This window comes from Variovorax paradoxus, from assembly GCF_902712855.1.
In the GTDB taxonomy this organism is placed as follows: Bacteria; Pseudomonadota; Gammaproteobacteria; order Burkholderiales; family Burkholderiaceae_C; genus Variovorax; species Variovorax paradoxus_Q.
Window position 1 is genome coordinate 2,814,434 of record NZ_LR743507.1, and the last position, 22,544, is coordinate 2,836,977.

20 protein-coding genes and 1 pseudogene are annotated in these 22,544 nt (G+C 68.4%); all 21 read left to right on the forward strand.

Going from position 1 to position 22,544, the window contains the following annotated elements; translation table 11 throughout:
* The first annotated feature begins 20 nt into the window (after positions 1–20).
* Positions 21–1,037: a 2-dehydropantoate 2-reductase gene (locus AACL56_RS12870; RefSeq protein WP_339090204.1), complete on the forward strand. Its 1,017-nt coding sequence runs from the start codon at positions 21–23 to the stop codon at positions 1,035–1,037.
* 65 nt (positions 1,038–1,102) lie between these two features.
* A pseudogene (locus tag AACL56_RS12875) lies at positions 1,103–1,779 on the forward strand (FAD-dependent oxidoreductase).
* The gene (locus AACL56_RS12880) at positions 1,776–1,886 is read left to right on the forward strand and encodes a hypothetical protein (RefSeq protein WP_339090205.1); all 111 of its coding nucleotides are present in this window, start codon (positions 1,776–1,778) and stop codon (positions 1,884–1,886) included. Before AACL56_RS12875 ends, AACL56_RS12880 begins: the two are co-directional and overlap by 4 nt.
* A 266-nt stretch (positions 1,887–2,152) precedes the next feature.
* Positions 2,153–3,136, forward strand: a complete 984-nt coding sequence (locus tag AACL56_RS12885) for a tripartite tricarboxylate transporter substrate binding protein (RefSeq protein ID WP_339090206.1) — start codon at positions 2,153–2,155, stop codon at positions 3,134–3,136.
* Positions 3,137–3,174: 38 nt separating this feature from the next.
* Positions 3,175–3,972, forward strand: coding sequence for an SDR family oxidoreductase (locus AACL56_RS12890; protein WP_425337059.1), 798 nt, complete (start codon positions 3,175–3,177; stop codon positions 3,970–3,972).
* Positions 3,973–4,011: 39 nt separating this feature from the next.
* Complete coding sequence (locus tag AACL56_RS12895; protein ID WP_339090208.1) at positions 4,012–4,560, forward strand: cupin domain-containing protein; 549 nt, start codon at positions 4,012–4,014, stop codon at positions 4,558–4,560.
* 8 nt (positions 4,561–4,568) lie between these two features.
* Positions 4,569–5,429, forward strand: a complete 861-nt coding sequence (locus tag AACL56_RS12900; RefSeq protein WP_339090209.1) for an alpha/beta fold hydrolase — start codon at positions 4,569–4,571, stop codon at positions 5,427–5,429.
* Positions 5,430–5,467: 38 nt separating this feature from the next.
* Positions 5,468–6,304, forward strand: coding sequence for an IclR family transcriptional regulator (locus tag AACL56_RS12905; protein ID WP_339090210.1), 837 nt, complete (start codon positions 5,468–5,470; stop codon positions 6,302–6,304).
* Between the two features lie 14 nt (positions 6,305–6,318).
* Positions 6,319–7,158: an SDR family oxidoreductase gene (locus AACL56_RS12910; protein ID WP_339090211.1), complete on the forward strand. Its 840-nt coding sequence runs from the start codon at positions 6,319–6,321 to the stop codon at positions 7,156–7,158.
* On the forward strand, positions 7,151–8,848 hold the full coding sequence (locus AACL56_RS12915) for a thiamine pyrophosphate-binding protein (RefSeq protein WP_339090212.1): 1,698 nt from the start codon (positions 7,151–7,153) through the stop codon (positions 8,846–8,848). Before AACL56_RS12910 ends, AACL56_RS12915 begins: the two co-directional genes overlap by 8 nt.
* 18 nt (positions 8,849–8,866) lie before the next feature.
* Positions 8,867–9,676 carry an aspartate dehydrogenase gene (locus AACL56_RS12920; RefSeq protein ID WP_339090213.1) on the forward strand — a complete coding sequence of 270 codons (810 nt, stop codon included), beginning with the start codon at positions 8,867–8,869 and terminating at the stop codon, positions 9,674–9,676.
* Between the two features lie 29 nt (positions 9,677–9,705).
* Positions 9,706–11,184 (forward strand): aldehyde dehydrogenase, encoded by a 1,479-nt coding sequence (locus AACL56_RS12925; RefSeq protein WP_339090214.1) that lies wholly within the window; start codon positions 9,706–9,708, stop codon positions 11,182–11,184.
* A 348-nt stretch (positions 11,185–11,532) separates the two neighbouring features.
* Positions 11,533–12,504: a VOC family protein gene (locus tag AACL56_RS12930; RefSeq protein ID WP_339090215.1), complete on the forward strand. Its 972-nt coding sequence runs from the start codon at positions 11,533–11,535 to the stop codon at positions 12,502–12,504.
* Positions 12,505–12,518: 14 nt separating this feature from the next.
* Positions 12,519–13,514 carry a tripartite tricarboxylate transporter substrate binding protein gene (locus AACL56_RS12935; RefSeq protein ID WP_339090216.1) on the forward strand — a complete coding sequence of 332 codons (996 nt, stop codon included), beginning with the start codon at positions 12,519–12,521 and terminating at the stop codon, positions 13,512–13,514.
* A gap of 10 nt (positions 13,515–13,524) precedes the next feature.
* On the forward strand, positions 13,525–14,682 hold the full coding sequence (locus AACL56_RS12940) for an FAD-dependent monooxygenase (RefSeq protein WP_339090217.1): 1,158 nt from the start codon (positions 13,525–13,527) through the stop codon (positions 14,680–14,682).
* Positions 14,683–14,714: 32 nt separating this feature from the next.
* The gene (locus AACL56_RS12945; protein ID WP_339090218.1) at positions 14,715–14,939 is read left to right on the forward strand and encodes a recombinase-like helix-turn-helix domain-containing protein; all 225 of its coding nucleotides are present in this window, start codon (positions 14,715–14,717) and stop codon (positions 14,937–14,939) included.
* 11 nt (positions 14,940–14,950) lie between these two features.
* A complete protein-coding gene (locus AACL56_RS12950; RefSeq protein WP_339090219.1) occupies positions 14,951–15,973 on the forward strand; it encodes an aromatic ring-hydroxylating oxygenase subunit alpha in 1,023 nt (340 codons plus the stop codon).
* Positions 15,974–16,098: 125 nt separating this feature from the next.
* On the forward strand, positions 16,099–17,067 hold the full coding sequence (locus AACL56_RS12955; RefSeq protein ID WP_339090220.1) for a PDR/VanB family oxidoreductase: 969 nt from the start codon (positions 16,099–16,101) through the stop codon (positions 17,065–17,067).
* A gap of 44 nt (positions 17,068–17,111) precedes the next feature.
* Entirely contained in the window at positions 17,112–18,218 is a 1,107-nt protein-coding gene (locus AACL56_RS12960) for a porin (RefSeq protein ID WP_339090221.1), read from the forward strand.
* Between the two features lie 42 nt (positions 18,219–18,260).
* Positions 18,261–19,577 (forward strand): MFS transporter, encoded by a 1,317-nt coding sequence (locus AACL56_RS12965; protein ID WP_339090222.1) that lies wholly within the window; start codon positions 18,261–18,263, stop codon positions 19,575–19,577.
* Positions 19,578–20,223: 646 nt separating this feature from the next.
* The gene (locus AACL56_RS12970; protein WP_339090223.1) at positions 20,224–22,470 is read left to right on the forward strand and encodes a M1 family metallopeptidase; all 2,247 of its coding nucleotides are present in this window, start codon (positions 20,224–20,226) and stop codon (positions 22,468–22,470) included.
* The last annotated feature ends 74 nt before the right edge of the window (positions 22,471–22,544 follow it).

Consider the following 22,544-nt stretch of genomic DNA (forward strand, 5'->3'; position numbering starts at 1 on the left):
TTCCGAAGGACCCGCACTTCATGCCAGAAGACATTCCCGGTGAAGTGCTCGTGATGGGGGCGGGCACCATCGGGTGCTTCATCGGTGGAAGCCTGGCGGCCGCCGGCGTGCCCGTGACCTTCGTCGGCCGTCCGCGCGTGCTCGAGAAGCTCGCGGTGCACGGCCTGACGGTCACCGACATGGACGGCGCCACGCACAGGCTGCCCGCCGATTCGCTGCGGCTGTGCGAGCAGGTGCCCAACGGTAACCAGCCCGCGCTGGTGCTGCTGTGCGTGAAGAGCGGCGCCACCGCCGAGGCGGCCGGCGAACTGGCTTTCTCGCTGCCGGCAGGCACCACCGTCGTCTCGCTGCAGAACGGCATCTCCAACTGCGCGGCGGCCTCGCGGACGGGTCCGTCGCTCAATGTCCGGGCCGGCATGGTGCCGTACAACGTCGCCGAGATCGGCCCCGGGGCCTTCCACCGCGGCACCCCCGGCCGCCTGGCCGCCGAAGACGATGCGGCGCTGCGCTCGTGGCAGGCCGTGTTCGCTCGCGCCGGCGTGCCGCTCGACCTGCACGCCGACCTGTTGCCCGTGCAGTGGGGCAAGCTGATGCTCAACCTCAACAACCCTGTCAACGCGCTCTCGGGCCTGCCGCTGCGCGAGGAGCTGATGCTGCGCGGCTACCGCCGCTGCTTCGCCTCGCTGATCGACGAGGCACTGGGCGTGCTCAACGTCGCGGGCATCGCGCCGGCGCAGGTCGCGGCTGTGCCTGCACGGCGCCTGCCGGGCCTGCTGCGGCTGCCCGACTGGCTCTTTCGCATCGTCGCGGCGCGCATGCTGCGCATCGACGCCAAGGCCCGCTCCAGCATGGCCGACGATCTCGCGCTGGGCCGTCGCACCGAAATCGATGCGCTCAGCGGCGAGGTGGTGCGGCTCGCGCAGACCCACGGCCTCAGTGCACCGCGCAACGCGCGCATGGTTGCGTTGCTCGAGGCGTGGCCGCAGCAGCCGAAACGCTGGACGGCGCGCCAGCTGCAGGACGCGCTGGGCCTCTAGCGCCGGGCCCTGCACCTTCGGCAGCCTCACTGGCGTGGCTTGGAGGGTTGTCCTGTGACGAGCGCATGCAGGGCACGCTGCAGCTCTTTCGTACGCAGCAGCAACTCGACGGCACAGCGAAGGACGTCGAAGTGCTCGAGGCGTCGGGCGTTCCGTACCAGCTGCTCGACCGCGAAGGCTGCGTGCAACACGAACCTGCGCTCGCCGGGGTGAAGCAGAAGTTCTTCGTCGACCTGCGCTTGCCGGGCGACGAGACGGGCGGCTGTTTCAAGTTCACTCACGCGCCGGCGACGCTTGCGTGGGCTGCAGGCGTCACCTTCAGATTCGGCGTGAACATCCAGGCTATCGAGATGAAGCGGCGCGCGGCGTGGCGGCAGTGCGCGCCGATGCCGGCCGCTTCACCGCCGAGCGCTATGTGGTCGCGTTCGGCGGCCATTCGCCTGCGCTGGTCAGGCCCCTGGGCATCGGCCTGCCGGTGTATCCGCTTAAAGGTTTCTCGATCACCGTGCCCATTGCCGACGCGGGCGGCGCACCCGAATCCACCGTGATGGACGAGACATTCAAGGTGGCCGTCACGCGCCTGGGCGATCGAATTCGCGCGGGCGGCACGGCGCAGCTCTCGGACTTCGACCTGCGGCTGGATGCGCGCTGGCGCGACACGCTGGAGCACGTCGTGACGGACCTGTTCCCCGCGGCAGCAACGTGCGCGATGCTTCCTTTTGGACCGGCCTGCGCCCCATGACGCCCGACGGCCCCCCCGTGGTCGGCGCCACCCGCGGTCCCAATCTGATGCTCAGCACCGGCCACGGCGCCCTGGGCTGGACCATGGCCGCCGGCACGGGCGCCTGATGGCCGACCTGCTAGCGGGCCGGGCGCCCGAGATCGACATCGACGGCCTCGCGCTGGCCCGCTACGGCGCCTGATCGCGCGTGCGTTCTTCTGCGATTCCGACGAGCGGTCTCCGGGAAGTCCGCTCGTTTTCAGCGCGTTACCACTTCGCGAAGTCGACTAGGGTTTCTACCTAGTCACGAAGTTGTCTTCGTCGGTATTCTTCGTTTCGTTCCATTAATAAATCGATGTTTCATTAGAGAAACAAACAGCGACCCACGGAAACGATGCAACACACACGCCGCCATGCCATCGCCGCTGCCATGTCCCTGGCCGCCGCTTGCGCCTCCGGACTCGCCTGGGCAGACAGCTACCCGAGCAAGCCGATCACGCTGGTCGTCGCCTATCCGGCCGGTGGCGACACCGATGCGCTGGCACGGCTCTTCGCTGAAAAGCTGGCCACGCGACTCGGCCAGCCCGTGGTGGTCGACAACCGGCCCGGTGCCAGCGGCATCATCGGAAGCGCATACGTGTCGAAGGCAGCGCCCGATGGCTACACGCTGCTGCTCGCGCCCAGCACCTTCTCGATCGCGCAACTGGTGCTCAAGACCAACGGTTCGTCGGGCTACGACGTGCTCAATGGCTTCACGCCCATCGTGCAGACCGGCAGCCAGCCGCTGTTCCTCGTGGCCGGCGGAGGCAGCGGCCTCGCCAGCGTGAAGGACGTCGTGGCAGCGGCCAAGGGCGGCAAGACATTGAGCTACGCGAGCCCGGGCAGCGGATCGCCGATGCACATCCTCGGCGAGATGTTTGCCCGCGCCTCGGGTGCGAGCCTGGCGCATGTGCCGTACAAGGGCGTCGCACCGGCCGTCAACGACGTGCTGGGTGGCCATGTGCCGGTGACCTTCATCACACTTGGCCCCGTCGCGCCGTACTTCGCCAATGGCAAGCTGCGTCCGCTGGCCGTGGCCTCCGCCCAGCGCTCGCCGCTCGCGCCCGACGTGCCGACGCTCGCCGAGTTGGGCTTCAAGGACGTCGAGGTCACCGCATGGAACGGCCTCTGGGGCCCGCGCAACCTGCCGGCCGAGACCGTGAAGACGCTCAACGGCCACTTCAACGAAATCCTCCGGATGCCTGACATCGGCGCGCGCATGGCGGTGCTCGGCACCACGCCCGTGGGCGGCGAAGCCGCCGTGCTCGGCAAGACCAACGCCGCCGACTACACGCGCTTCGGCAAGGTCATCAAGGAGCTCGGCATCCAGGCCGACTGATCCGAACGCCACACATTCCCATGACCGAACTCAAAGCCATGCCCGATCCGTCCAGCCTGCAGGCGCTGCTCGCCGAACTGCCCGCCAACCTGCTGGCCGGCCGGCGCGTCCTGGTCACCGGCGGCGCGCGCGGCCTCGGGCTGGCGTTTGCGCAGTGCATTGCCGCAGCAGGTGCCCGCGTGGTGCTGGCCGACATCCTCGGCGATCTCGCGCACGGCGAGGCACAGGCGCTGCGCGACGCAGGCCACACCGCGCACGCGCTGCCGGTCGACCTGTCGAATCCCGAGGCCATCGCGAGCTGTGCCGACGAAGCCATCCGGCTGCTCGGCGGACTGGACGGACTGGTGAACAACGCCGCCATCACCAACTCGGGCGGCCGCGATGCGCACCAGCTCGAGATCGACATGTGGGACCGCGTGATGAACGTCAACGTGCGCGGAAGCTGGCTCATGGGCCGGGCCTGCCGCGGCGCACTGGCCGCCAGCGGGCGCGGTGCCGTCGTCAACCTCGCGTCCGACACCGCGCTGTGGGGCGCGCCCAACCTGCTGGCCTACGCGTCGAGCAAGGGTGCCGTCATCTCCATGACGCGTTCGCTGGCGCGCGAATGGGGCGGCGACAACATCACCGTCAATGCCGTGGCACCCGGTCTCACGCTGGTCGAGGCTACCGAATACGTGCCGATGGCGCGCCACCAGAAATACCTCGAAGGCCGTGCCATTCCGCGCGAGCAGCAGGCGGCCGACGTCTGCGGCGCGACCCTGTTCCTGCTGTCCGGCCTGTCGCGCTTCGTGACCGGCCAGTTGCTGGCCGTCAACGGCGGCTTCGCGATGCACTGACCAACGAGCGACCCAACTTTCCGACCAAGGAGTTTCCCGATGAGCGATCTGTCCGAACAACAAAACATCAACGCTGCGCCCGCCACCACGCTGGCGCAGCCCGAAGGCTCGAGCCTCGCGGAATGGATGAACAGCCGCATCGCGCGCTACGAGACCCGCAAGTACGACTGGGACGCGCTGAAGTTCCAGGCCGACTTCGATCCCAAGTTCCGCCGCGCGCAGATGCGCTACGTGGGCACGGGCGGCACCGGCGTCGCCAAGGACGTCAACACGGTTCCTGCCGAGCACTTCACCTTCTCCACCATGGTGATTCCCGCCGGGCATGAAGGCCCGCCTCACCTCCACACCGATGTGGAAGAAGTGTTCTTCCTGATCCGCGGCAAGCTCAAGGTGGTGATCGAGAAGGACGGCGAGCGCTTCGAGACCATCATGACCGACCGCGACCTGATCTCGGTGCCGCCCGGCGTGTACCGCGAGGAGATCAACATCGGCGACGAAGATGCGCTGATGTGCGTGATGCTGGGCGCGAAGAAGCCCGTGACGCCGACGTACCCCGCCGATCATCCGTTGGCGAAGATCAAGCGCTGAGCCCGGCGATGAGCAACATCGACGCTTCCGACGCCCTGTCGCTGCCGGCCTCCGAGCTGGCGCGGCTCGACGCCCGCTTTCCGGCCCGCGATGTGGCCGTGGGCGGCGGTGCCGTGGTGTCGGTGCGCGAGTGCGGGAAGGGTCCGGTCGTCGTGTGCCTGCACGGCATCGGCTCGGGTGCGGCCTCGTGGATCGATACCGCGGCGCTGCTCGCATCGCAGGCGCGCTTCATCGCATGGGATGCACCGGGCTACGGCAGTTCGACGCCGCTCGACGCCGCAGCGCCCAAGGCCCTCGACTACGCGGCACGGCTGGGCGCCTTGCTCGATGCGCTGGACATCGATTCGTGCGTGCTCGCAGGCCACTCGCTCGGTGCAATCACCGCCGCGGCGGCTGCGCGCACCGACAAGCGCATTCGCCGGCTCGTGCTCGTGAGCCCGGCCATCGGCTACGGCGCGGCCGACCGCGCCGAGGCGCGCGCCAGGGTCCGCACCGAGCGCCTGGCCACGCTCGACGAGCTCGGCATCGCCGGCATGGCCGCGAAACGCGCGGGCCGGCTGGTGTCCGACAAGGCCAGCGACCACGCGCGCCAGTGGGTGCGCTGGAACATGGCGCGCCTGAACGAGCGCGGCTACCGCCAGGCCGTCGAGCTGCTGTGCAACGCCGACCTGCTGGCCGACCTGCCGCTGACCATGCCGGTGCGCGTGGCCTGCGGCGCGCTCGATGTGGTGACGCCGCCGGCCTCGTGCGCCGAGGTGGCGAGCCGGTGTGGCGTGCCGCTCGAATTGCTGGACGATGCGGGGCACGCCGGCTATGTGGAGCAACCGCAGGCCGTCGCCACGCTGCTGCGCGAATCGCTCGCCGGCTGACACGCAACGAACACAAGACATCCAAGGAAACAACAGGCATGGCCAACAACGACAACGAAGTGATGGAAGAGGGCGCCGACCGCTACAACGTGCCCGCGCTGGAGCGCGGGCTGCGCGTGCTGTGCGAGTTCAGCCGCGAGAACCGCACGCTCTCCGCGCCCGAGCTGGCGCGCCGCTTCGACCTGCCGCGTTCCACCGTCTTCCGCCTGCTCACCACGCTGGAGAACATGGGCTTCCTCGAGCGCGCGGAAGGCGGGCGCGACTACCGCCTGGGCCTGGCTGTGCTGCGCCTGGGCTTCGAGTACCTCGCGTCGCTGGAGCTCACGCAGCTGGGCACGCCGCTGCTCAACCGCCTGTGCGACGAGTTGCGCACGCCATGCAACCTCGTGGTGCGCGACGGGCGCTCCATCGTGTACGTGGCCAAGGTGGCGCCGCCCACGCCGTTCGCCAGTTCGGTCACCGTGGGCACGCGGCTGCCGGCCCACGCCACGGTGCTCGGGCGCATCCTGCTCGAGGACCTCACGCTGCCGCAGCTGCGCGCGCTCTACCCCGAGGAGAAGCTCGAGACCTTCTCGCCGAGCACGCCGAAGACCGTGAACGAACTCTTCGACATGGTGCAGGCCGACCGCCAGCGCGGCTATGTGCTGGGCGAGGGCTTCTTCGAGTCGAACATCTCGAGCATCGCCGCGCCGGTGCGCGACCACAGCGGCCACATCGTGGCGGCGCTGGGCGCCACCGTCACCGCCGGCCACATCGAGGAGAGCCGCATGGACGAGATGGTGCAGCGCGTGCGTGGTACCGCCGACGAAATCTCGGGATTGCTCAATTACTCGCCGTCGCGCGCCGCCAAGGTGGTGCCGCTTCGCAGCGCCTGACACACCTGCGCCCCATGACGAAAGCTTTCTCTTCCCCTGCGTTCTTCTCCGCCGACGCGCTGGCGGGCCGCGTGGCCGTGGTCACTGGCGGCTCGTCGGGCATCGGTCTCGCCACCGTCGAACTGCTGCTGGGCTGCGGCGCCTCGGTGGCGCTGTGCGGGCGCAATGCCGAGCGGCTCGATGCGGCCGTTGCCGGCCTGCGCAAGCAGCACCCCGGCGCCAGGCTCTTCTCGCAGCCTTGCGACGTGCTCGACGCCGGCGCCGTGCGCGCCTTCGCTGCCGCCAGCGAAGCGGCGCTCGGCCCGGCTTCCATGCTCGTCAACAATGCAGGGCAGGGCCGTGTCTCGACCTTCGCCGACACCGACGATGCGGCCTGGACCGAAGAGCTCAATCTGAAGTTCTTCTCGGTGATCAATCCGACGCGTGCCTTCCTGCCGCAGCTGGCAACACAGCGCGCGGCCCTGGGCGATGCATCGATCGTCTGCGCGAATTCGCTGCTGGCGCGCCAGCCCGAGCCGCACATGGTCGCGACCTCGGCCGCGCGCGCCGGCCTGCTGAATCTGGTGCGCTCCATGGCCACCGAGTTCGCGCCGCAGGGCGTTCGCGTCAACGGCATCCTGATCGGCCTGGTCGAGTCGGGCCAGTGGCGCCGCCGCTTCGAGGCACGCGAGGACAAGTCACTCGGCTGGGCTGCCTGGAGCGGCCAGCTCGCGAAGAACAAACACATTCCGCTGGGTCGCCTGGGGCTTCCGACAGAAGCCGCACGCGCGATCCTTTTCCTTGCTTCGCCCCTCGCGTCGTACACGACGGGCAGCCACATCGACATCTCCGGAGGCCTGTCACGTCATGCATAACCCCAACAACACCGTCACCGTCGGCGCGGTCGTCGCTGCCTTCCTCGAGCAGTGCGGCGTCAAGGCAGCCTTCGGCGTGATCTCGATCCACAACATGCCGATCCTCGATGCTTTCGCTCAGCGCGGCACGGTGCGGTTCATCTCGGCGCGCGGCGAGGCCGGCGCGGGCAACATGGCCGACGCCTATGCACGCTCCACCGCCAGCCTGGGCGTGTGCATCACCAGCACCGGCCCGGCGGCCGGCAACATCGCGGGGAGCATGGTGGAGGCGCTCACGGCCGGCGCGCCGCTGCTGCACATCACCGGGCAGATCGAGACGCCATACCTCGACAAGGGCATGTCGTACATCCACGAGGCGCCCGACCAGCTCACCATGCTCAAGGCCGTGTCGAAGGCCGCGCTGCGCGTGCGCAGCGTCGAGACCGCACTCGGCACGCTCAAGCGCGCGGTGCAGCTTGCGCTGACGGCGCCGACCGGGCCGGTGAGCGTGGAGATCCCGATCGACATCCAGTCGGCGCTCACCACGATGCCGGCCGACCTCTCGCCGCTGCCCATCGAGCGCCCCGTGCCCTCGGCTGCCGGTCTCGATGCGCTGGCCGCGCGCCTCGCGTCAGCCAAGCGCCCGCTGCTGTGGGTCGGCGGCGGTGCGCGCCACGCCCGCGCCGCGATCCAGCGCCTGCAGAAGCTGGGCTTCGGCGTGGTCACCACCACGCAGGGCCGCGGCACCGTGCCCGAGGACGATGCCGGCTCGCTCGGCGCCTACAACATCCAGAAGCCGGTCGAGGCCTTCTACCAAACCTGCGATGCGATGCTCGTGGTCGGCTCGCGCCTGCGCGGCAACGAAACGCTCAAGTACGAACTGAAGCTGCCGCGCCCGCTGTACCGCATCGACGCCGATGCCGCCGCCGAAGGCCGCTGCTATGCCTCCGAGGCCTTTGTCTGCGGCGACTCGGCGCTGGCCCTCGAAGGCCTGGCCGATCGCCTCGAAGCCGCCGGCTACAAGGCCGATGCGCAACTGCTGGCCGACCTGCGCGCCGCGCACGACCAGGCAGTGGCCACGCTGCGCGACGGCCTCGGCCCGTACGCCGAACTCGTGCGCCAGCTCCAGTCGGCGGCGGGTCGCAAGTTCAACTGGGTGCGCGACGTCACCGTTTCCAACAGCACCTGGGGCAACCGCGAGCTGCGCATCTTCGAGCCCAGCGCCGGCGTGCACGCCACGGGCGGCGGCATCGGTCAGGGCATGCCGATGGCCATCGGGGCGGCCATCGGCGCTGCGGTGACGGGCTCGGGTCGCAAGACCTTCTGCTTGGCCGGCGACGGCGGCTTCATCCTGAACCTGGGCGAGCTCGCCTGCATGGTGCAGGAGAAGGCGCCGATGGTGATCGTGCTCATGAACGACAAGAGCTACGGCGTCATCAAGAACATCCAGGACGCGCAGTACGGCGGCCGCCAGTGCTATGCCGAGCTGCACACGCCCGACTACGACCTGCTGTGCAAGTCGATCGCGCTGCCGCACGCCCGCGTGCAGAACCTGGCCGACCTGCCGGAGCGCCTCGGCGAGGCGCTGGCCGCCGAAGGGCCGTTCCTGCTGGAGATCGACATGCTGTCGATCGGCAGCTTCAAGACCACCTTTGCCGGCCCGCCGACCAACACGGTCACGCAGATCCCGGCGCTTGGCGCGGCCAGTTAAGTGAGCGGAGCCCGTTCCATGACCGCACCCACGCGCATCGCACTCGTCGGCTGCGGAGCCATCGGCACCTCCGTGCTCGAACTGCTCCGCGGCGATGCCGCCCTGAAGGTGGTGGCCGTCGTCGTGCCCGCGGACGGCATTGCCGCCGCACGGCCGATCGCACAGAGGTTGGCGCCCGATGCGCAGCCCGGCACTGCCGTGCCCGCCGAAGGCATCGACCTCGTGGTCGAGACCGCCGGCCATGCTGCCATCGAGCAGCACGTGTTGCCGGCACTGGCGCGCGGCACACCCTGCGTGGTCGCCTCGGTTGGTGCGCTGTCTGCGCCCGGCTTCGCGGAAAAGCTCGAGGCCGCTGCGGTGGCCGGCGGCACGCAGGTGCAGCTGATCCCGGGCGCTATCGGTGCCATCGACGCGCTCGCCGCGGCCCGCATCGGCGGCCTCGACAGCGTGCGCTACACCGGCCGCAAGCCGCCGCATGCCTGGAAAGGCACGCCGGCGGAGCAGGGCCGCGACCTCGACGCGCTGTCGAGCGAAACCGTGATCTTCGAAGGCAGCGCTCGCGAAGCGGCACTGCTGTACCCGAAGAACGCCAACGTCGCGGCCACCGTGTCGCTCGCCGGACTCGGGCTCGACCGCACGCTGGTGCGCCTCATTGCCGACCCCGCCACCGCCGAGAACGTGCACACCGTCGAAGCCGACGGCGCGTTCGGCAGCTTCGAGCTGACCATGCGCAACAAGCCGCTCGCGGCCAATCCCAAGACCTCCGCGCTGACCGTGTACAGCGCCGTGCGTGCGCTGCGCAACCGCGTGGCCGCGCTGGCAATCTGAACAGTCGAGCCCGACCCTAGAGCCACCCCATGATTTCCTCCAAACTCCTTCCGATCTGCATTGCCGGCGAATGGCGCCTGGGCGGCGGCGACGTCTACGAAAGCCTGTACCCGGCCACCGGCGAGCCCATCGCGCGCCTGCGGGCCGCGAGCCTGGCCGACGTCGAGGAAGCCATTGCCGGCGCCGACCGCGCATTCCGCACCAGCGGCTGGGCGCAGCGCCTGCCGCATGAGCGCGCGGCCGTGCTGCACCGCGTGGCGCAACTGATCCGCGAAGAGGCCGAGCCGCTCGCGCAGAAGCAGCGGCTGGACAACGGCAAGCCCATCAGCGAAACCCGCAACCTCGTGGCCAGCGCCGCGGGCACCTTCCAGTTCTTCGCAGCCGCGCTCGAGACGCTCGAGGAAACCATCACACCGTCGCGCGGCGCCTTCGTGACGATGAGCGTGCACGAGCCCATGGGCGTGGTCGCGGCCATCACGCCATGGAATTCGCCGATCGCCAGCGAGGCGCAGAAGCTGGCGCCCGCGCTCGCCGCGGGCAACGCGGTGGTCGTCAAGCCCGCCGAAGTCACGCCGCTGATGGCGCTGGAGCTGGCCCGCATCTGCGAGCTGGCCGGCGTGCCCAGGGGCATCGTGAGCGTGCTGCCGGGCAGGGGCTCGGTGATCGGCGACGCCATCACCAAGCACCCGCTGGTCAAGCGCGTGTCGTTCACCGGCGGCACCACCACCGGCAGGCACATCGCCCACATCGCGGCCGACAAGATGATGCCGGTGTCGCTGGAGCTCGGAGGCAAGTCGCCCACGATGGTGCTGGACGACGCCGACCTCGACCACGCGGTGAACGGCGTGCTGTACGGCATCTTCAGCTCGTCGGGCGAATCGTGCATCGCAGGTTCGCGGCTGTTCGTCGCGCGCGGCATCTACGACGAGTTCCTCACGCGGCTGGCCGAAGGCGCCAATGCGTTGCGCGTGGGCGACCCCGCTTCGGAGCGCACGCAGATGGGCCCGCTCATCACGGCGAAGCACCGCGAAGGCATCGAGCGCTACGTGGACCTCGGCGTGTCCGAGGGCGGCCGCATCCGCACCGGCGGCGTGCGCCCGCATGGCGTCGGCTACGACAACGGCTATTTCTACAAGCCGACCATCATCGAAGGCCTGAGCAACGGCGCGCGCACCACGCAGGAAGAAATCTTCGGCCCGGTGCTGGTCGCGATGCCCTTCGACAACGAGGAAGAGCTGATCGCCCAGGCCAACGACAGCGTCTACGCGCTGGCTGCCGGCGTGTGGAGCCGCGACTTCAAGCGCGCCTGGAAGCTGGGCCGTGCGGTGCAGGCCGGCACGGTCTGGGTGAATACCTACAAGCAGTTCTCCGTGTCCACGCCCTTCGGCGGCTGGCGCGACAGCGGCCTGGGCCGCGAGAAGGGCCGCGAAGGCATCTTCCAGTACATGGAGCAGAAGAGCATGTACTGGGGCACGAACGAACAACCGCTCCCGTGGGCAGCACCATGAAAAACCCCCAGGCTTCGCGCACTTCGTGTCGCTGCGCCAACCCCCTTGCAGGGAGCAATACCTGCGGCCCGGCAAAGCCGGTTCCGCGGAGGACTGGAGCACACCCCCAGGCTTCGCGCACTTCGTGTCGCTTCGCCCGCCCCCTTGCAGGGGGCAATACCTGCGGCCCGGCAAAGCCGGTTCCGCGGAGGACTGGAGCACACCCCCAGGCTTCGCGCACTTCGTGTCGCTTCGCCGCCCCCTTGCAGGGGGCAATACCTGCGGCCCGGCAAAGCCGGTTCCGCGGTATTCCTGGAGCGAGCCGTTCGGTGCGGCGGGTGTTCCGGTCCGCATGAAAGGAAGATTGAAATGAGCGTACTTGGCATCGACCAGATCACCTACGGCGCGGACGACTTGCCCGCCTGCCGCCAGTTCTTCGAGGACTGGGGCCTCGCGTTGAAATCCGAGGCCGCTGACGAACTCGTCTTCGAATGCCTCAACGGCTGCAGGGTGGTCGTCGCGGCGTCGGACAAGCCCGGCCTGCCGCCTGCGATGGAGGACGGCCCGACGCTGCGCGAAGTGGTGTGGGGCGTGCATGGCGAGGCCGATCTCGACCGCTACGCCGCGGCCATCGCGCACGACCCTGCCTTTTTCGACACCATGGTCGACGGCGCGCGCCGCATCGGCTGCATCGATCCCAACGGCCTCGCCGTGCGTCTGCAGGTCAGCCGCAAGCACGCGGTGCAGGTCGACTGCGGCGCCATGAACACCTGGAACGCGAAACCGCGCGTCAACCAGCCCGCGCCGATCTACGAACGCGCGACGCCCATCGAGGTGGGCCACGTCGTGTTCTTCGTGAACGACGTGAAGACCACCAGTGCTTTCTATGCGCAGCGTTTCGGCTTCGTCGCCTCGGACAGCTATCCCAACCGCGGCGCATTCATGCGCTGCGCACCGGAGGGCGGCCACCACGACCTGTTCCTGCTGCAGATTCCGTCGGGCAAGCGCGGGCTCAACCACGTGGCGTTCACGGTGCGCGACATCCACGAGGTGTTCGGCGGCGGGCTGCACTTCTCGCGCCGCGGCTGGGAAACCCAGCTCGGCCCGGGCCGCCACCCGGTGTCGTCCGCGTACTTCTGGTACTTCAAGAACCCGGCCGGCGGCCTCATCGAGTACTACGCCGACGAGGACCAGCTCACCGCCGACTGGCAGCCGCGCGAGTTCGAGCCCGGCCCCACGGTGTTCGCCGAATGGGCGGTCGATGGCGGCCTCGACGGCCACACGCGCCGCCAGAAGAACGCAGAAGGCCCGAAAGGTGCTTTCCTGACCGAGAAGAAATGACCCACCCGACCATCATGCAAAGACGTTTTTCCTTTTCCGTCCTGTTCGCCGCGCTCGCGGCCTTGACCCTGGGCGCGCCGGTGCATGCGCAGCAGAGCGAGGCGCAGAAGCAGCTCTCGAGCGAGCGCTTCACCATCATCTCGCCGTTCCCGCCCGGCGGGCCGGTCGACACGCTGGCCCGGGTGCTGTCCGACGGCCTGGCCAAGCGCTACGGCCAGGCGGCGGTGGTCGACAACCAGGTGGGTGCCGCCGGCAACATCGGCATGGACAAGGTCAAGCGCGCCAAGGGCGACGGCCACACGCTGCTGGTGATCCCGGCGGGCAACGTGACCATCAACCCGACGCTGATGCCCAACTTCCCGTTCGACATGGCGAAGGACTTCGTGCCCGTCACCATGCTGGCCAAGGCGCCCAACGTGCTCGTGGCCTCGCCCGCCTCGGGCATCAAGAACGCGAAGGAGCTGGTGGCGCAGGCCAAGGCCAAGCCCAACACGCTGTCGTACGCCTCGCCGGGCGTGGGCAGCGGCCTTCACCTGGCGGGCGAGCTGTTCAAGCAGCAGGCCGGCATCGACATGCTGCACGTGCCGTACAAGGGCACCGCACCCGCACTCAACGATGTGCTCGGTGGCTCGGTGCCGCTGATGTTCAGCAACCTGCCCGCGACGCTGCCGTTCCTCAAGCAGGGCAAGCTGGTCGCCATCGGGGTGACCGAGGCCAAGCGCAGCGCGGCCGCTCCCGACATCCCGACGCTGGCGGAGCAGGGCATCCAGGGCGTCACCGTGACCTCGTGGTACGGCCTGATGGCGCCCAAGGGCACGCCGCCCGCGGTGGTCGAGCAACTCGCGAAGGACGCGGCGGAGATGCTGTCGACGCCCGAAGTGCGCGAGCGCCTGAAGGTCCAGGGCATGACGGACGCGGCCATGAAGCCCGCGGAGTTCGCTGCCTACATCCGCGATGAGACGGCCGTATGGGCCCGGATCATCAAGGCCCGCAACATCGTTGCCGAGTAAGGACAGCGCCATGAAGACAAGCGAATCGACCATCGGCATCGTGGGCGCCGGCATCGGCGGGCTGGTCGCCGCCATTGCGCTGCGGCGCGCCGGCCACGACGTGATCGTGTTCGAGCAGGCCAAGCAGTTCGCCCGCGTCGGCGCGGACATCAACCTCACACCCAATGCGGTGCGTGCGCTCGACGGCCTCGGCGTGGGCGACGCGGCCCGCGTGACGGCGGCGCGCCCGTCGCATCGCATCAGCCGCACCTACGACACCGGCGAGGAAACCTCGCGCCTCGAGATGGCCGAATCGGCCGAGGAGCGCTACGGCGCGCCGCAGCTCACCATTCACCGCGCCGACCTGTTGGCCGCGCTCGCGGACATGTTTCCGGCGGAGCAGGTGGCGCTGGGCAAGCGCGCCGAGAAGATCACGCCAGACGGCGCCGGCGTGACCATCGCCTTCACCGACGGCACCAGCGCCCGCGTGGGCGCGCTCATCGGTGCCGACGGCATCCACTCGTGCGTGCGAACGGCCATGTTCGGCGCCGAGAGCCCACGCTTCACCGGGATCGTCGCCTACCGCGCCGTGGTGCCGGCCGAGCGCGTGGCCGACGTGCCGAACCTGGGCGCCTTCACCAAGTGGTGGGGCCCGAACCCGCAGAGCCAGATCGTCACGTTCCCGCTGAACCGCGGCAAGGACATCTTCATCTTCGCCACCACGCCGCAGGACACCTGGCACCTGGAGTCGTGGACCGCGCCGGGCAGCGTCGACGAACTGCGCGAGCAGTACGCGGCCTACCACCCCGAGGCGCGCGCGCTGCTGGACGCCTGCGACACGGTGCTGAAGACCGCGCTGTACGAGCGCGACCCGATGCCCGCATGGGCGCAGGGCCGCATGGCGCTGCTGGGCGACGCCGCGCACCCGATGCTGCCTTTCATGGCGCAGGGCGCGGGCATGGCGATCGAGGACGCCGTGGTGCTGTCGCGCCACCTCGACGGCGTGGCCATGGACGACGTGCCGGCGGCGCTGAAGGACTTCGAGACCGCGCGCATGGCTCGCGCCAGTCAGGTGCAGCTCGGCTCGCGCGGCAACAACTGGCTGCGCGATGGCGGCAACGCCGACTGGGTCTACGGCTACGACGCCTGGACCGCGCCGCTCGGCACGCCGGCCACGGCCGCCGCCTGATCCATTCCACTTCGTTCCAACGGAGGCACACGATGCAAACACAAGACCGCTACCTGCAACCGCACCAGGCGCGCCAGCGCCCCGCAACCACCTACGAAGACCTGCTGGGCGACGTGATCGAGCGCGCCTTCGCAGACGGCATCCACGATCTGCCCGGCCTCGTGCAGCGACTCAACGACAGCGGCCTTGCCACCCCCGGCGGCCAGCCTTGGACCGAGGCGCTGTATCGCAAGGAAATGGCCACGCTGGCCGGCTGAGAGGAATCATCATGACCATCGCCATCCAACCCGTCGCCGCAGACCCGGTCGACCATCTGCTCGAGATCGGCCTGAAGGACCTCTGGTATCCGATCTGCCCCTCGCATTTCATCAAGGAGAACCCCGTCTCCCTGCGCCGCCTCGGCCGCAAGCTCGCGCTGTGGCGCGACGGCGAAGGCGTGCTGCATGCGCTGGAAGATCGCTGCCCGCACCGCGGTGCGCCGCTGTCGCAGGGCGTGATCCTGGGCGACCGGCTCTCCTGCCCGTACCACGGCGTGGAAGTGCGCCACGACGGCGTGGTCACGCGCGTGCCCGGCAGCCCCGGCTGCAAGCTCGAAGGTTCGCAGGCCACGCGGCATTTCCATGTGCAGGAGCGCGCGGGCGCGGTGTTCCTCTACAACGCGAAGGAATCGGTCGACGTGCCGCCGCCGCTGGTGCTGCCCGAGCAGCTCACCGACGACGCCGAATACTCCTCGTTCCTCTGCTACACCGAGTGGAAGGGCGACTACCGCTACGTGCTCGACAACGTGATGGACCCGATGCACGGCACGTATCTGCACAAGCAGTCGCACTCGATGGCGGAGGGCGATTCCAGCGCCAAGTTCGGCATTCGCCAGACCGACATCGGCTTCGTGTTCGAGAAGGAAGGCCAGCGCAACGTCAACTTCGACTGGACCGAATGGGCCGACACCGGCATCCACTGGATGCGGCTTGAAATTCCATATCCGAAGACCGGCGGCCCCGGCGGCAACTTCATCATCATCGGTGCCTTCTCGCCCATGGCCAACGGCATGACGGCCACCTTCTTCTGGCGCGTGCGCAAGCTGCCGAAGGACTGGCAGCGCGACACCTGGCGCTTCCTGTACCGGAACCGCCTCGAGGCGCGCCACTGGCACGTGCTGGAGCAGGACCGCGTGATGCTCGAGGAGATGGAGGCCGACGCCAACCAGCACGAGAACCTGTACCAGCACGACCTGGGCATCGTGCGCCTGCGCCGCCACATGCGCAACCTGGCAGCGGCGCAAATTGGCTGACCCCCAAGGCTTGCCCACTTCGTGTGGCCTCCCACCCCCTTGCAAGGGGCAACACCAGCGGCCCGGCAAAGCCGGTTCCGCGGTGTTTCCGGACTGATTCCGGATCTTTGAAGAGGTAGTTACCCATGTCTTCCCCCACGCTGAACGCCCTTGTGCACACCATGCGCTATGAAGCCGACGGCATCGTGAGCGTCGAGTTCCGCCCGGCCACGCCGGCCGTGGATTTCCCCGCCTTCGAGGCCGGTTCCCACATCGACCTGCACCTGCCCAACGGCCTGGTGCGCAGCTATTCGCTGTGCAACCCTTCGAGCGACCGCCAGCGCTACGTGGTGGGCGTGCTCAACGACCGCAAGAGCCGCGGCGGTTCGCGCTACGTGCACCAGCAGCTGCGCGTGGGCATGACGCTGCCCATCTCCGCGCCGCGCAACAACTTCAAGCTCGAGGAGGGCGCCGAACGCTCGGTGCTGGTGGCCGGCGGCATCGGCGTGACGCCCATCTGGTGCATGCTGCAACGGCTGGTGGCCATCGGCAAACCGGTCGAGATCGTGTACTGCGCACGCACCCGCAAGGAAGCGGCCTTCTGCGAAGCCATCGAGGCGCTTGCGAAGGAAAAGCAGGTGCAGCTCACCTGGCACTTCGACGACGAGAAGGGCTCGCCGCCCCGGCTCGCGGAACTGCTGGAAGGCAAGGGCGAGGCCAGCCACTACTACTGCTGCGGCCCCACGCCGATGCTCGATGCGTTCGAGAAAAGCTGCGAGCAGCTCGGCTACGCCAACGTGCACATCGAGCGCTTTGCCGCGGTGCACGTGGAAGCGCCGAGCGCCACGCAGGGATGCACGGTCGAGTGCGCGAAGAGCGGCAAGAGCGTCGAGGTGCCGGCAGGCAAGTCGATCCTCGACAGCCTGCTGGATGCCGGCCTGAACCCCGACCACAGCTGCAAGGAAGGCGTGTGCGGCGCCTGCGAGACAGCGGTGCTCGAAGGCGAGGTCGACCACCACGACGGCATCCTCACCAAGATCGAACGTGCGTCCAACAAGACCATGATGATCTGCGTCTCGCGCTGCAAGGGCGAGCGCCTGGTGCTCGACATCTGAATCCCCGGGGCCTCCGGCCAGAAGCAGAACCACAGAGACATTCAATGAAAAAGTACTTGCTCACGCTGGTTTCGATCAGCGCGGCTGGCGGAGCGCTGGCCCAGTCTTCCCTCACGCTGTTCGGCGTGGTCGATGCCGCCGTCACCTACACCAGGGGCAGCGGCGACGGCTCGGCGCACAAGACGCAGCTGACCAACAGCGGCAACATGTTCAGCCGCCTGGGCTTTCGCGGCACCGAAGACCTGGGCGGTGGCTACTCGGCCAACTTCTGGCTCGAGATGGGCCTGCAGAACGACAATGCCACCGGCTTCCCGTCGAATTCGAACAACCAGGCCAGCGGCAACGGCACGGCGGGCCTGCTGAGCTTCAACCGCCGCGCCACCGTGAGCCTGGCCGGCGCATTCGGCGAACTGCGGCTGGGCCGCGACTACGTGCCGGCCTTCTGGAACACCGCCATCTTCGACCCCTTCGGCACCGGCAGCGGCATTGGCGCCAACCAGATCTATTTCTCGGGCCTGGGCGGCCTGGTGGCACCCACGGGCACGCGCGCCTCGAACAGCATCGGCTACCTGCTGCCGGCCAGCCTCGGCGGTTTCTATGGCCAGGTGATGTATGCGATGGGCGAGAACGACTCCAGTTCGGTGCTGCCCGGCACGCTGGTGCCGAACCGCCACGACGGAGACCACACCGGCGCGCGCTTCGGCTACCAGTCCGGCGGCATCAACGTCGCGCTGGCCACGGGCCGCACACGCTATGCGAGCGGCGACCTGCGCGTGACCAACCTGGGCGCGGCCTACACCTTCGGCCCGTCGCTCATGAACCTCAAGCTCACGAGCGAGCTGTACAAGGAGTCGAAAGGAACCACCGACGCCAAGGGGGCGCTCGTCGGCTTCCAGCTGCCCATCGGGCCCGGCGAGATCAAGGCCTCGTACGCGCGCTACCGGCTGGAGCCGGCCGGCGCGCTGCGCAAGCCCACGTCGACGAAGCTCGCCATCGGCTACGTCCACAACCTCTCGAAGCGCACCGCGCTCTACGCCACCATCGCGCGGATCACCAACAGCAACGGTGCATCGGCCGCACTCACGGGCGCGATCACCGCGGTGAACCGCGCTTCCAGCGGCGCCGAGTTCGGCATGCGCCATGCTTTCTAGGGCGCAGCGGCGCCTCATCACCCAACACCCGCAGGACACGCCATGCAGAGCAGCAAGAACTTCCGTTGGTACGGCGTCATCACGCTGTTCGTGATCGTCGCGATCTCCTACGTGGACCGCATCAACATTGCGGTGCTCATCACCGACAAGGCCTTCCTCGAGCACGTGGGCCTCGCGGCCGACGACCGCGTGAGCCAGGGCTTCCTGGCGACGGCTTTCATGCTGGGCTACGGCGTGTCGGCCTTCGTGCTCACGCCGTTCTGCTCGGCGCTGTTCGGCGTGCGGCGCAGCCTGATCTACGGTTTGATCCTGTGGGGCGTGGTGACATGGGCCTCGCCGATGTTCGACAGCTACGGCATGCTGCTGGCATCGCGCATCCTGCTGGGCGTGTCGGAAGGCCCGCTGTTCTCGCTGGCATCGGCGTACATCAAGGCGCATTTCCGCAGCGACGAGAACGGCAAGCCCAACGCCTTCGTCAACATGGGCACGGGGCTCGGCCTCGCGGTGGGCTATCCGCTGGTGGGCTACCTGCTCACGCAGTTCGCCTGGGACACCTCGTTCCATGTGCTCGGCATCATGAACATCGTGCTGGGCATTCCGCTGGTGCTGGCCTTCGTGCGCATGCCCGTGTCGCATGAGAACGGCGTCAGGCCTTCGTCGTTCGGCGAGGCGATGGCGCGCGTGGGCGGCATCGTGAAGGGAGCGCTGCACACGCGGCACCTGTTTCTCATCACGCTGCTGACCTCGGCGGCACTGGCCTACCTCTGGGGCAGCAGCAACTGGCTGCCCACGTACCTGCGCGAGGCGCGCGGCTTCTCGCTGCGCGAGATGGGCTGGCTGGCCTCGCTGCCGCAGTACGCGACGGTGCTCGCGGTGTTCGTGGGCGGCGTGCTGATCGACAAGGTGGGACGCGAGCGCGTGCCCTTCATCTTCATGGGCGCGAGCGTGGGCGTGGCGCTGTCTGTGCTGATGGCGATCAGCGCACGCGACCCGTATGCGGCCGCCTGCTGCCTGGTGGCAGCCAACTTCTTCTGGGGCCTGCAGAGCCCGGCCATCCCGAGCACGGTGCAGTACTGCTCGCGGCCGGAGCACACGGCCAGTGCGTTCGGCGTGACCAACGGCGCAGGCAGCCTCGTGGCGGGCTTCATGCCGGCGCTGATGGGTGGCGTGATCGCCGCGGTGTCGCACGGTTCGGGCACTGCGGGTGCCGCCACCTCGGCGGCATCGGCCTCGGGCTTCTTCGCGGGTTTTGCGCTGCTCATCGGTACGCAGGCGGTGGTGTTCGCCTGCGGCCTGCTGCTGTGGCTGCGCGACCGCTCGCGCAGCGCCACTGCGGTCTCCGGTTCGCAGCTTTCGTAGCGATCCTCGAGGCTTGTACCTTCGTACTGTGGCCGCGCGGTCACAGTGTGTGCAGCCGATTTCCATCACCTGCGTGAGCAGGTGTTTCGGCGGCAGAACCATCTTCGTATGGCGTGGCACGCACTGCGTGCCATGACGCCATTCGGTCTATGGCGCGCGAACATTTTGAGAGGGAAAAGTTCCGCGAGTCGTTGAGCTGACGCAATCGTTCAGCTAAAACTGGCGCACTTCAATGGACGAGGGGCGCGCGTGAAACCAACGACAAGAGCCGCAGCAATTCCTTCCACGGCGGCGACGAAGCACGTCCGCGCCGATGCTGTCCGCACGCCGCCGCGCCGACGCTGCGCGCCCTTGCACGGGCACTGAGCCAGCACCCCCGCGTTTTCCGTTTTCTTCGAGACCCCGCATGACGACGGGCATGGCGCCGCTCGCGCCGCGCATCCTGGGACCGCCTGAATTGCCGCGATGAATTCCGGGTGGCCGCTTCGTCCTGACGAACCGATGGTTCGCCGGGAGGGTGCCGTGCTGCCCGCCGCTGCGTCGGTTGTTCTTCTTTCCATCACCGCGCGCGTCATGCGCATCGCCGGCCATCCGCCGGTGCGTGCAGGGCGGCGCATGTTCTTACCAAGAGTACCCAGAGGCGATCATGAAAAAATTCAGTGCACCCGTGGCCTTCAATCATCTTGCCATCACCGCGGTGACCCTTGCCGTGCTGACGGCCTGCGGCGGCGGTGGGAACAGCGGCGGTGGCGCATCGCTCGGCGGCGGCGGCGTCGCGCTCGGTGCGCCGTCGGACCCGGTGGCCTTCGCGCCGTCGTCCGACGCGACCAAGAAGTCGCCCGACGACGGCGTGCCTTCGGTCGCCGACGCGGCCGTGGCCGCGGTGGATCGATCCGCAAGGCCGATGGAACTGCCCGACACCGTCTGGCCGAGCAACTACAAGCTGTGGTTCCGGCCCGATGCGGCGCTGAAGACCTTCACCGGCCGCGGCGACGTGGAGATCGAGGTGCTCAAGCCGGTCGATGCCATCGTTGTGGCGGCGCACAACCTGAACTTCGCGAAGGGCCGCACCACGCTGCGCAAGGTGTCGAACCCGGGCGAGGCGATCGCGCTCATTCCCACGCCGCAGACACTGGGCGATTTCGTGCAGCTGCGGCTGAACGACGGGCAGATCGCCAAGGGCAAGTACCTGCTGCACATGGAGTGGGACGGCAAGATCCAGTTCTCCGATGCGGAGTACTGCCCGCCGGCCGAAGTGGCGCGCAACCCGTTCTGCTCGGCCGCCACCGGCATCTTCAAGGTGGGCCTGTCGACCCCCGAAGGCGTGAGCAGCGACGCCATCGTGACGCAGGGCGAGACGAACTACGCACGGCAGTGGTTCCCGGGCTGGGACGAGCCGGCGTTCCGCCATACCTTCGAGATCTCGGCCGAGGTGCCGGGCGACTGGAAGACCGTGTCGAACGGCGCGCAGACCGAGGCGGTGAAGCTGCCCGACGGCTACCAGCGCGTGTCGTTCGAGAAGACGCCGTCGATGCCGATGTACCTCACCTTCTTCGGCGGCGGCAAATTCGACGTGCTGGCCGACACCTTCAAGAGCCCGCTCGACGGCACCGACATGCCGCTGCGCTGGTTCACCCCGCCGGGACGCTCCGACTGGGCGAAGTTCGCGATGGAGTGGACGAAGGTGTCGATGGACTACTACTACAGGTATACCGGCATCCCGCTGCCGTTCAAGAAGTTCGACACCGTGGCGGCCAACGACAGCTACGACAACAAGCCCAACACCGGCTTTGGCGGCATGGAGAACTGGGGTTCGATCTTCGAATTCGCAGACGCGGTGCTAACCAAGCCGGGCGACACGCCCACGCTGTACTCGGTGACGGTGGTCACGCACGAGGTGGCGCACCAGTGGTTCGGCGACCTGGTCACGCTCGACTGGTGGGACAACGTGTGGCTCAACGAGTCGTTCGCGCGCTGGTTCGAACGGCGCACCACGATCAAGTTCCACCCCGAGTACTACAGCTTCTCCGACTACGTGCTCGACAAGCACAACGTGATCGTGGCCGACCTGAAAAACACCGCCGTGCCGGTGCAGCGCAACCTCAACGACGCGGGCTCGTTCGGCTTCATCAGCCCGTCGATCTTCGTCTACAACAAGGGCAGCCACGTGCTGGAGACCATCCAGAACTACATCGGCGAGGAGGCGATGCAGAAGGGCCTGCAGATCTATCTGAAGGACTACGCGTTCGGCAACGTCACGCCGTCGCGCCTGTGGGCCTCGCTGGAGAAGGCCAGCGGCGGAAAGAAGGTCAGCGAGATCGGCGACAGCCTGATCCGCCAGACCGGCATTCCGCTGCTCACGGTGGATGCGCAATGCGCGGGCAACAGCACCTACGTGAACATCACGCAGGAGTCGTTCCCCAATCAGAACCAGTTTCCGGCCTCGACGTGGACCATCCCGGTCACGCTGGCGTATGGCGACGCGCTGGCGCAGCGCACCACCTTCGTGATGTCGAACAACAGCACGCAGGTCGAGCTGCCAGGCTGCACCGCGGTGCTGGCAGGGCCGACGGGGCAGGACTACTACGTGACCAACTACAGCGCGCCCTCCTGGAGCGCGCTGCTGGCCAACGCGCAAAGCCTCGCGGGCAACAAGCCGCTGCTGCTGAACATCGAGCGCGATGCGTTCCGGCTGCTGAGCGTGGGCCGCATCACGCAGGCGCAGTACGACCAGATCAAGGGCGTGGTGAACCTGCCGGCGCCGCTGCTGGCCAAGACGGAGGTCAGCGAGCAGACCATGGCGGCGGTGGCGACCGGGGAGCAGAAGGAGTCGTACCCGCACGCACTGCGCTTCCAGGGCAGCATGAAGCTGCGCGACAACGAGAAGCGTTGAGTCCTGAATGAGCGGGCACGCGTCGCCGGCGCCGCAGGTTGCCGAAGCGCCGCGGTGCGTGCCCGGTCCCTTTC

Excerpts from the sequence above, each read along its gene's own strand:
- AACL56_RS12970 (WP_339090223.1), top strand. The coding sequence starts at position 20,224 with ATGAAAAAATTCAGTGCACCCGTGGCCTTCAATCATCTTGCCATCACC.
- AACL56_RS12870 (WP_339090204.1), top strand. The coding sequence starts at position 21 with ATGCCAGAAGACATTCCCGGTGAAGTGCTCGTGATGGGGGCGGGCACC.
- AACL56_RS12900 (WP_339090209.1), top strand. The coding sequence starts at position 4,569 with ATGAGCAACATCGACGCTTCCGACGCCCTGTCGCTGCCGGCCTCCGAG.
- AACL56_RS12910 (WP_339090211.1), top strand. The coding sequence starts at position 6,319 with ATGACGAAAGCTTTCTCTTCCCCTGCGTTCTTCTCCGCCGACGCGCTG.
- AACL56_RS12940 (WP_339090217.1), top strand. The coding sequence starts at position 13,525 with ATGAAGACAAGCGAATCGACCATCGGCATCGTGGGCGCCGGCATCGGC.
- AACL56_RS12920 (WP_339090213.1), top strand. The coding sequence starts at position 8,867 with ATGACCGCACCCACGCGCATCGCACTCGTCGGCTGCGGAGCCATCGGC.
- AACL56_RS12960 (WP_339090221.1), top strand. The coding sequence starts at position 17,112 with ATGAAAAAGTACTTGCTCACGCTGGTTTCGATCAGCGCGGCTGGCGGA.
- AACL56_RS12885 (WP_339090206.1), top strand. The coding sequence starts at position 2,153 with ATGCAACACACACGCCGCCATGCCATCGCCGCTGCCATGTCCCTGGCC.
- AACL56_RS12955 (WP_339090220.1), top strand. The coding sequence starts at position 16,099 with ATGTCTTCCCCCACGCTGAACGCCCTTGTGCACACCATGCGCTATGAA.
- AACL56_RS12915 (WP_339090212.1), top strand. The coding sequence starts at position 7,151 with ATGCATAACCCCAACAACACCGTCACCGTCGGCGCGGTCGTCGCTGCC.
- AACL56_RS12890 (WP_425337059.1), top strand. The coding sequence starts at position 3,175 with ATGCCCGATCCGTCCAGCCTGCAGGCGCTGCTCGCCGAACTGCCCGCC.
- AACL56_RS12925 (WP_339090214.1), top strand. The coding sequence starts at position 9,706 with ATGATTTCCTCCAAACTCCTTCCGATCTGCATTGCCGGCGAATGGCGC.
- AACL56_RS12895 (WP_339090208.1), top strand. The coding sequence starts at position 4,012 with ATGAGCGATCTGTCCGAACAACAAAACATCAACGCTGCGCCCGCCACC.
- AACL56_RS12905 (WP_339090210.1), top strand. The coding sequence starts at position 5,468 with ATGGCCAACAACGACAACGAAGTGATGGAAGAGGGCGCCGACCGCTAC.
- AACL56_RS12880 (WP_339090205.1), top strand. The coding sequence starts at position 1,776 with ATGACGCCCGACGGCCCCCCCGTGGTCGGCGCCACCCGCGGTCCCAAT.
- AACL56_RS12950 (WP_339090219.1), top strand. The coding sequence starts at position 14,951 with ATGACCATCGCCATCCAACCCGTCGCCGCAGACCCGGTCGACCATCTG.
- AACL56_RS12945 (WP_339090218.1), top strand. The coding sequence starts at position 14,715 with ATGCAAACACAAGACCGCTACCTGCAACCGCACCAGGCGCGCCAGCGC.
- AACL56_RS12935 (WP_339090216.1), top strand. The coding sequence starts at position 12,519 with ATGCAAAGACGTTTTTCCTTTTCCGTCCTGTTCGCCGCGCTCGCGGCC.
- AACL56_RS12930 (WP_339090215.1), top strand. The coding sequence starts at position 11,533 with ATGAGCGTACTTGGCATCGACCAGATCACCTACGGCGCGGACGACTTG.
- AACL56_RS12965 (WP_339090222.1), top strand. The coding sequence starts at position 18,261 with ATGCAGAGCAGCAAGAACTTCCGTTGGTACGGCGTCATCACGCTGTTC.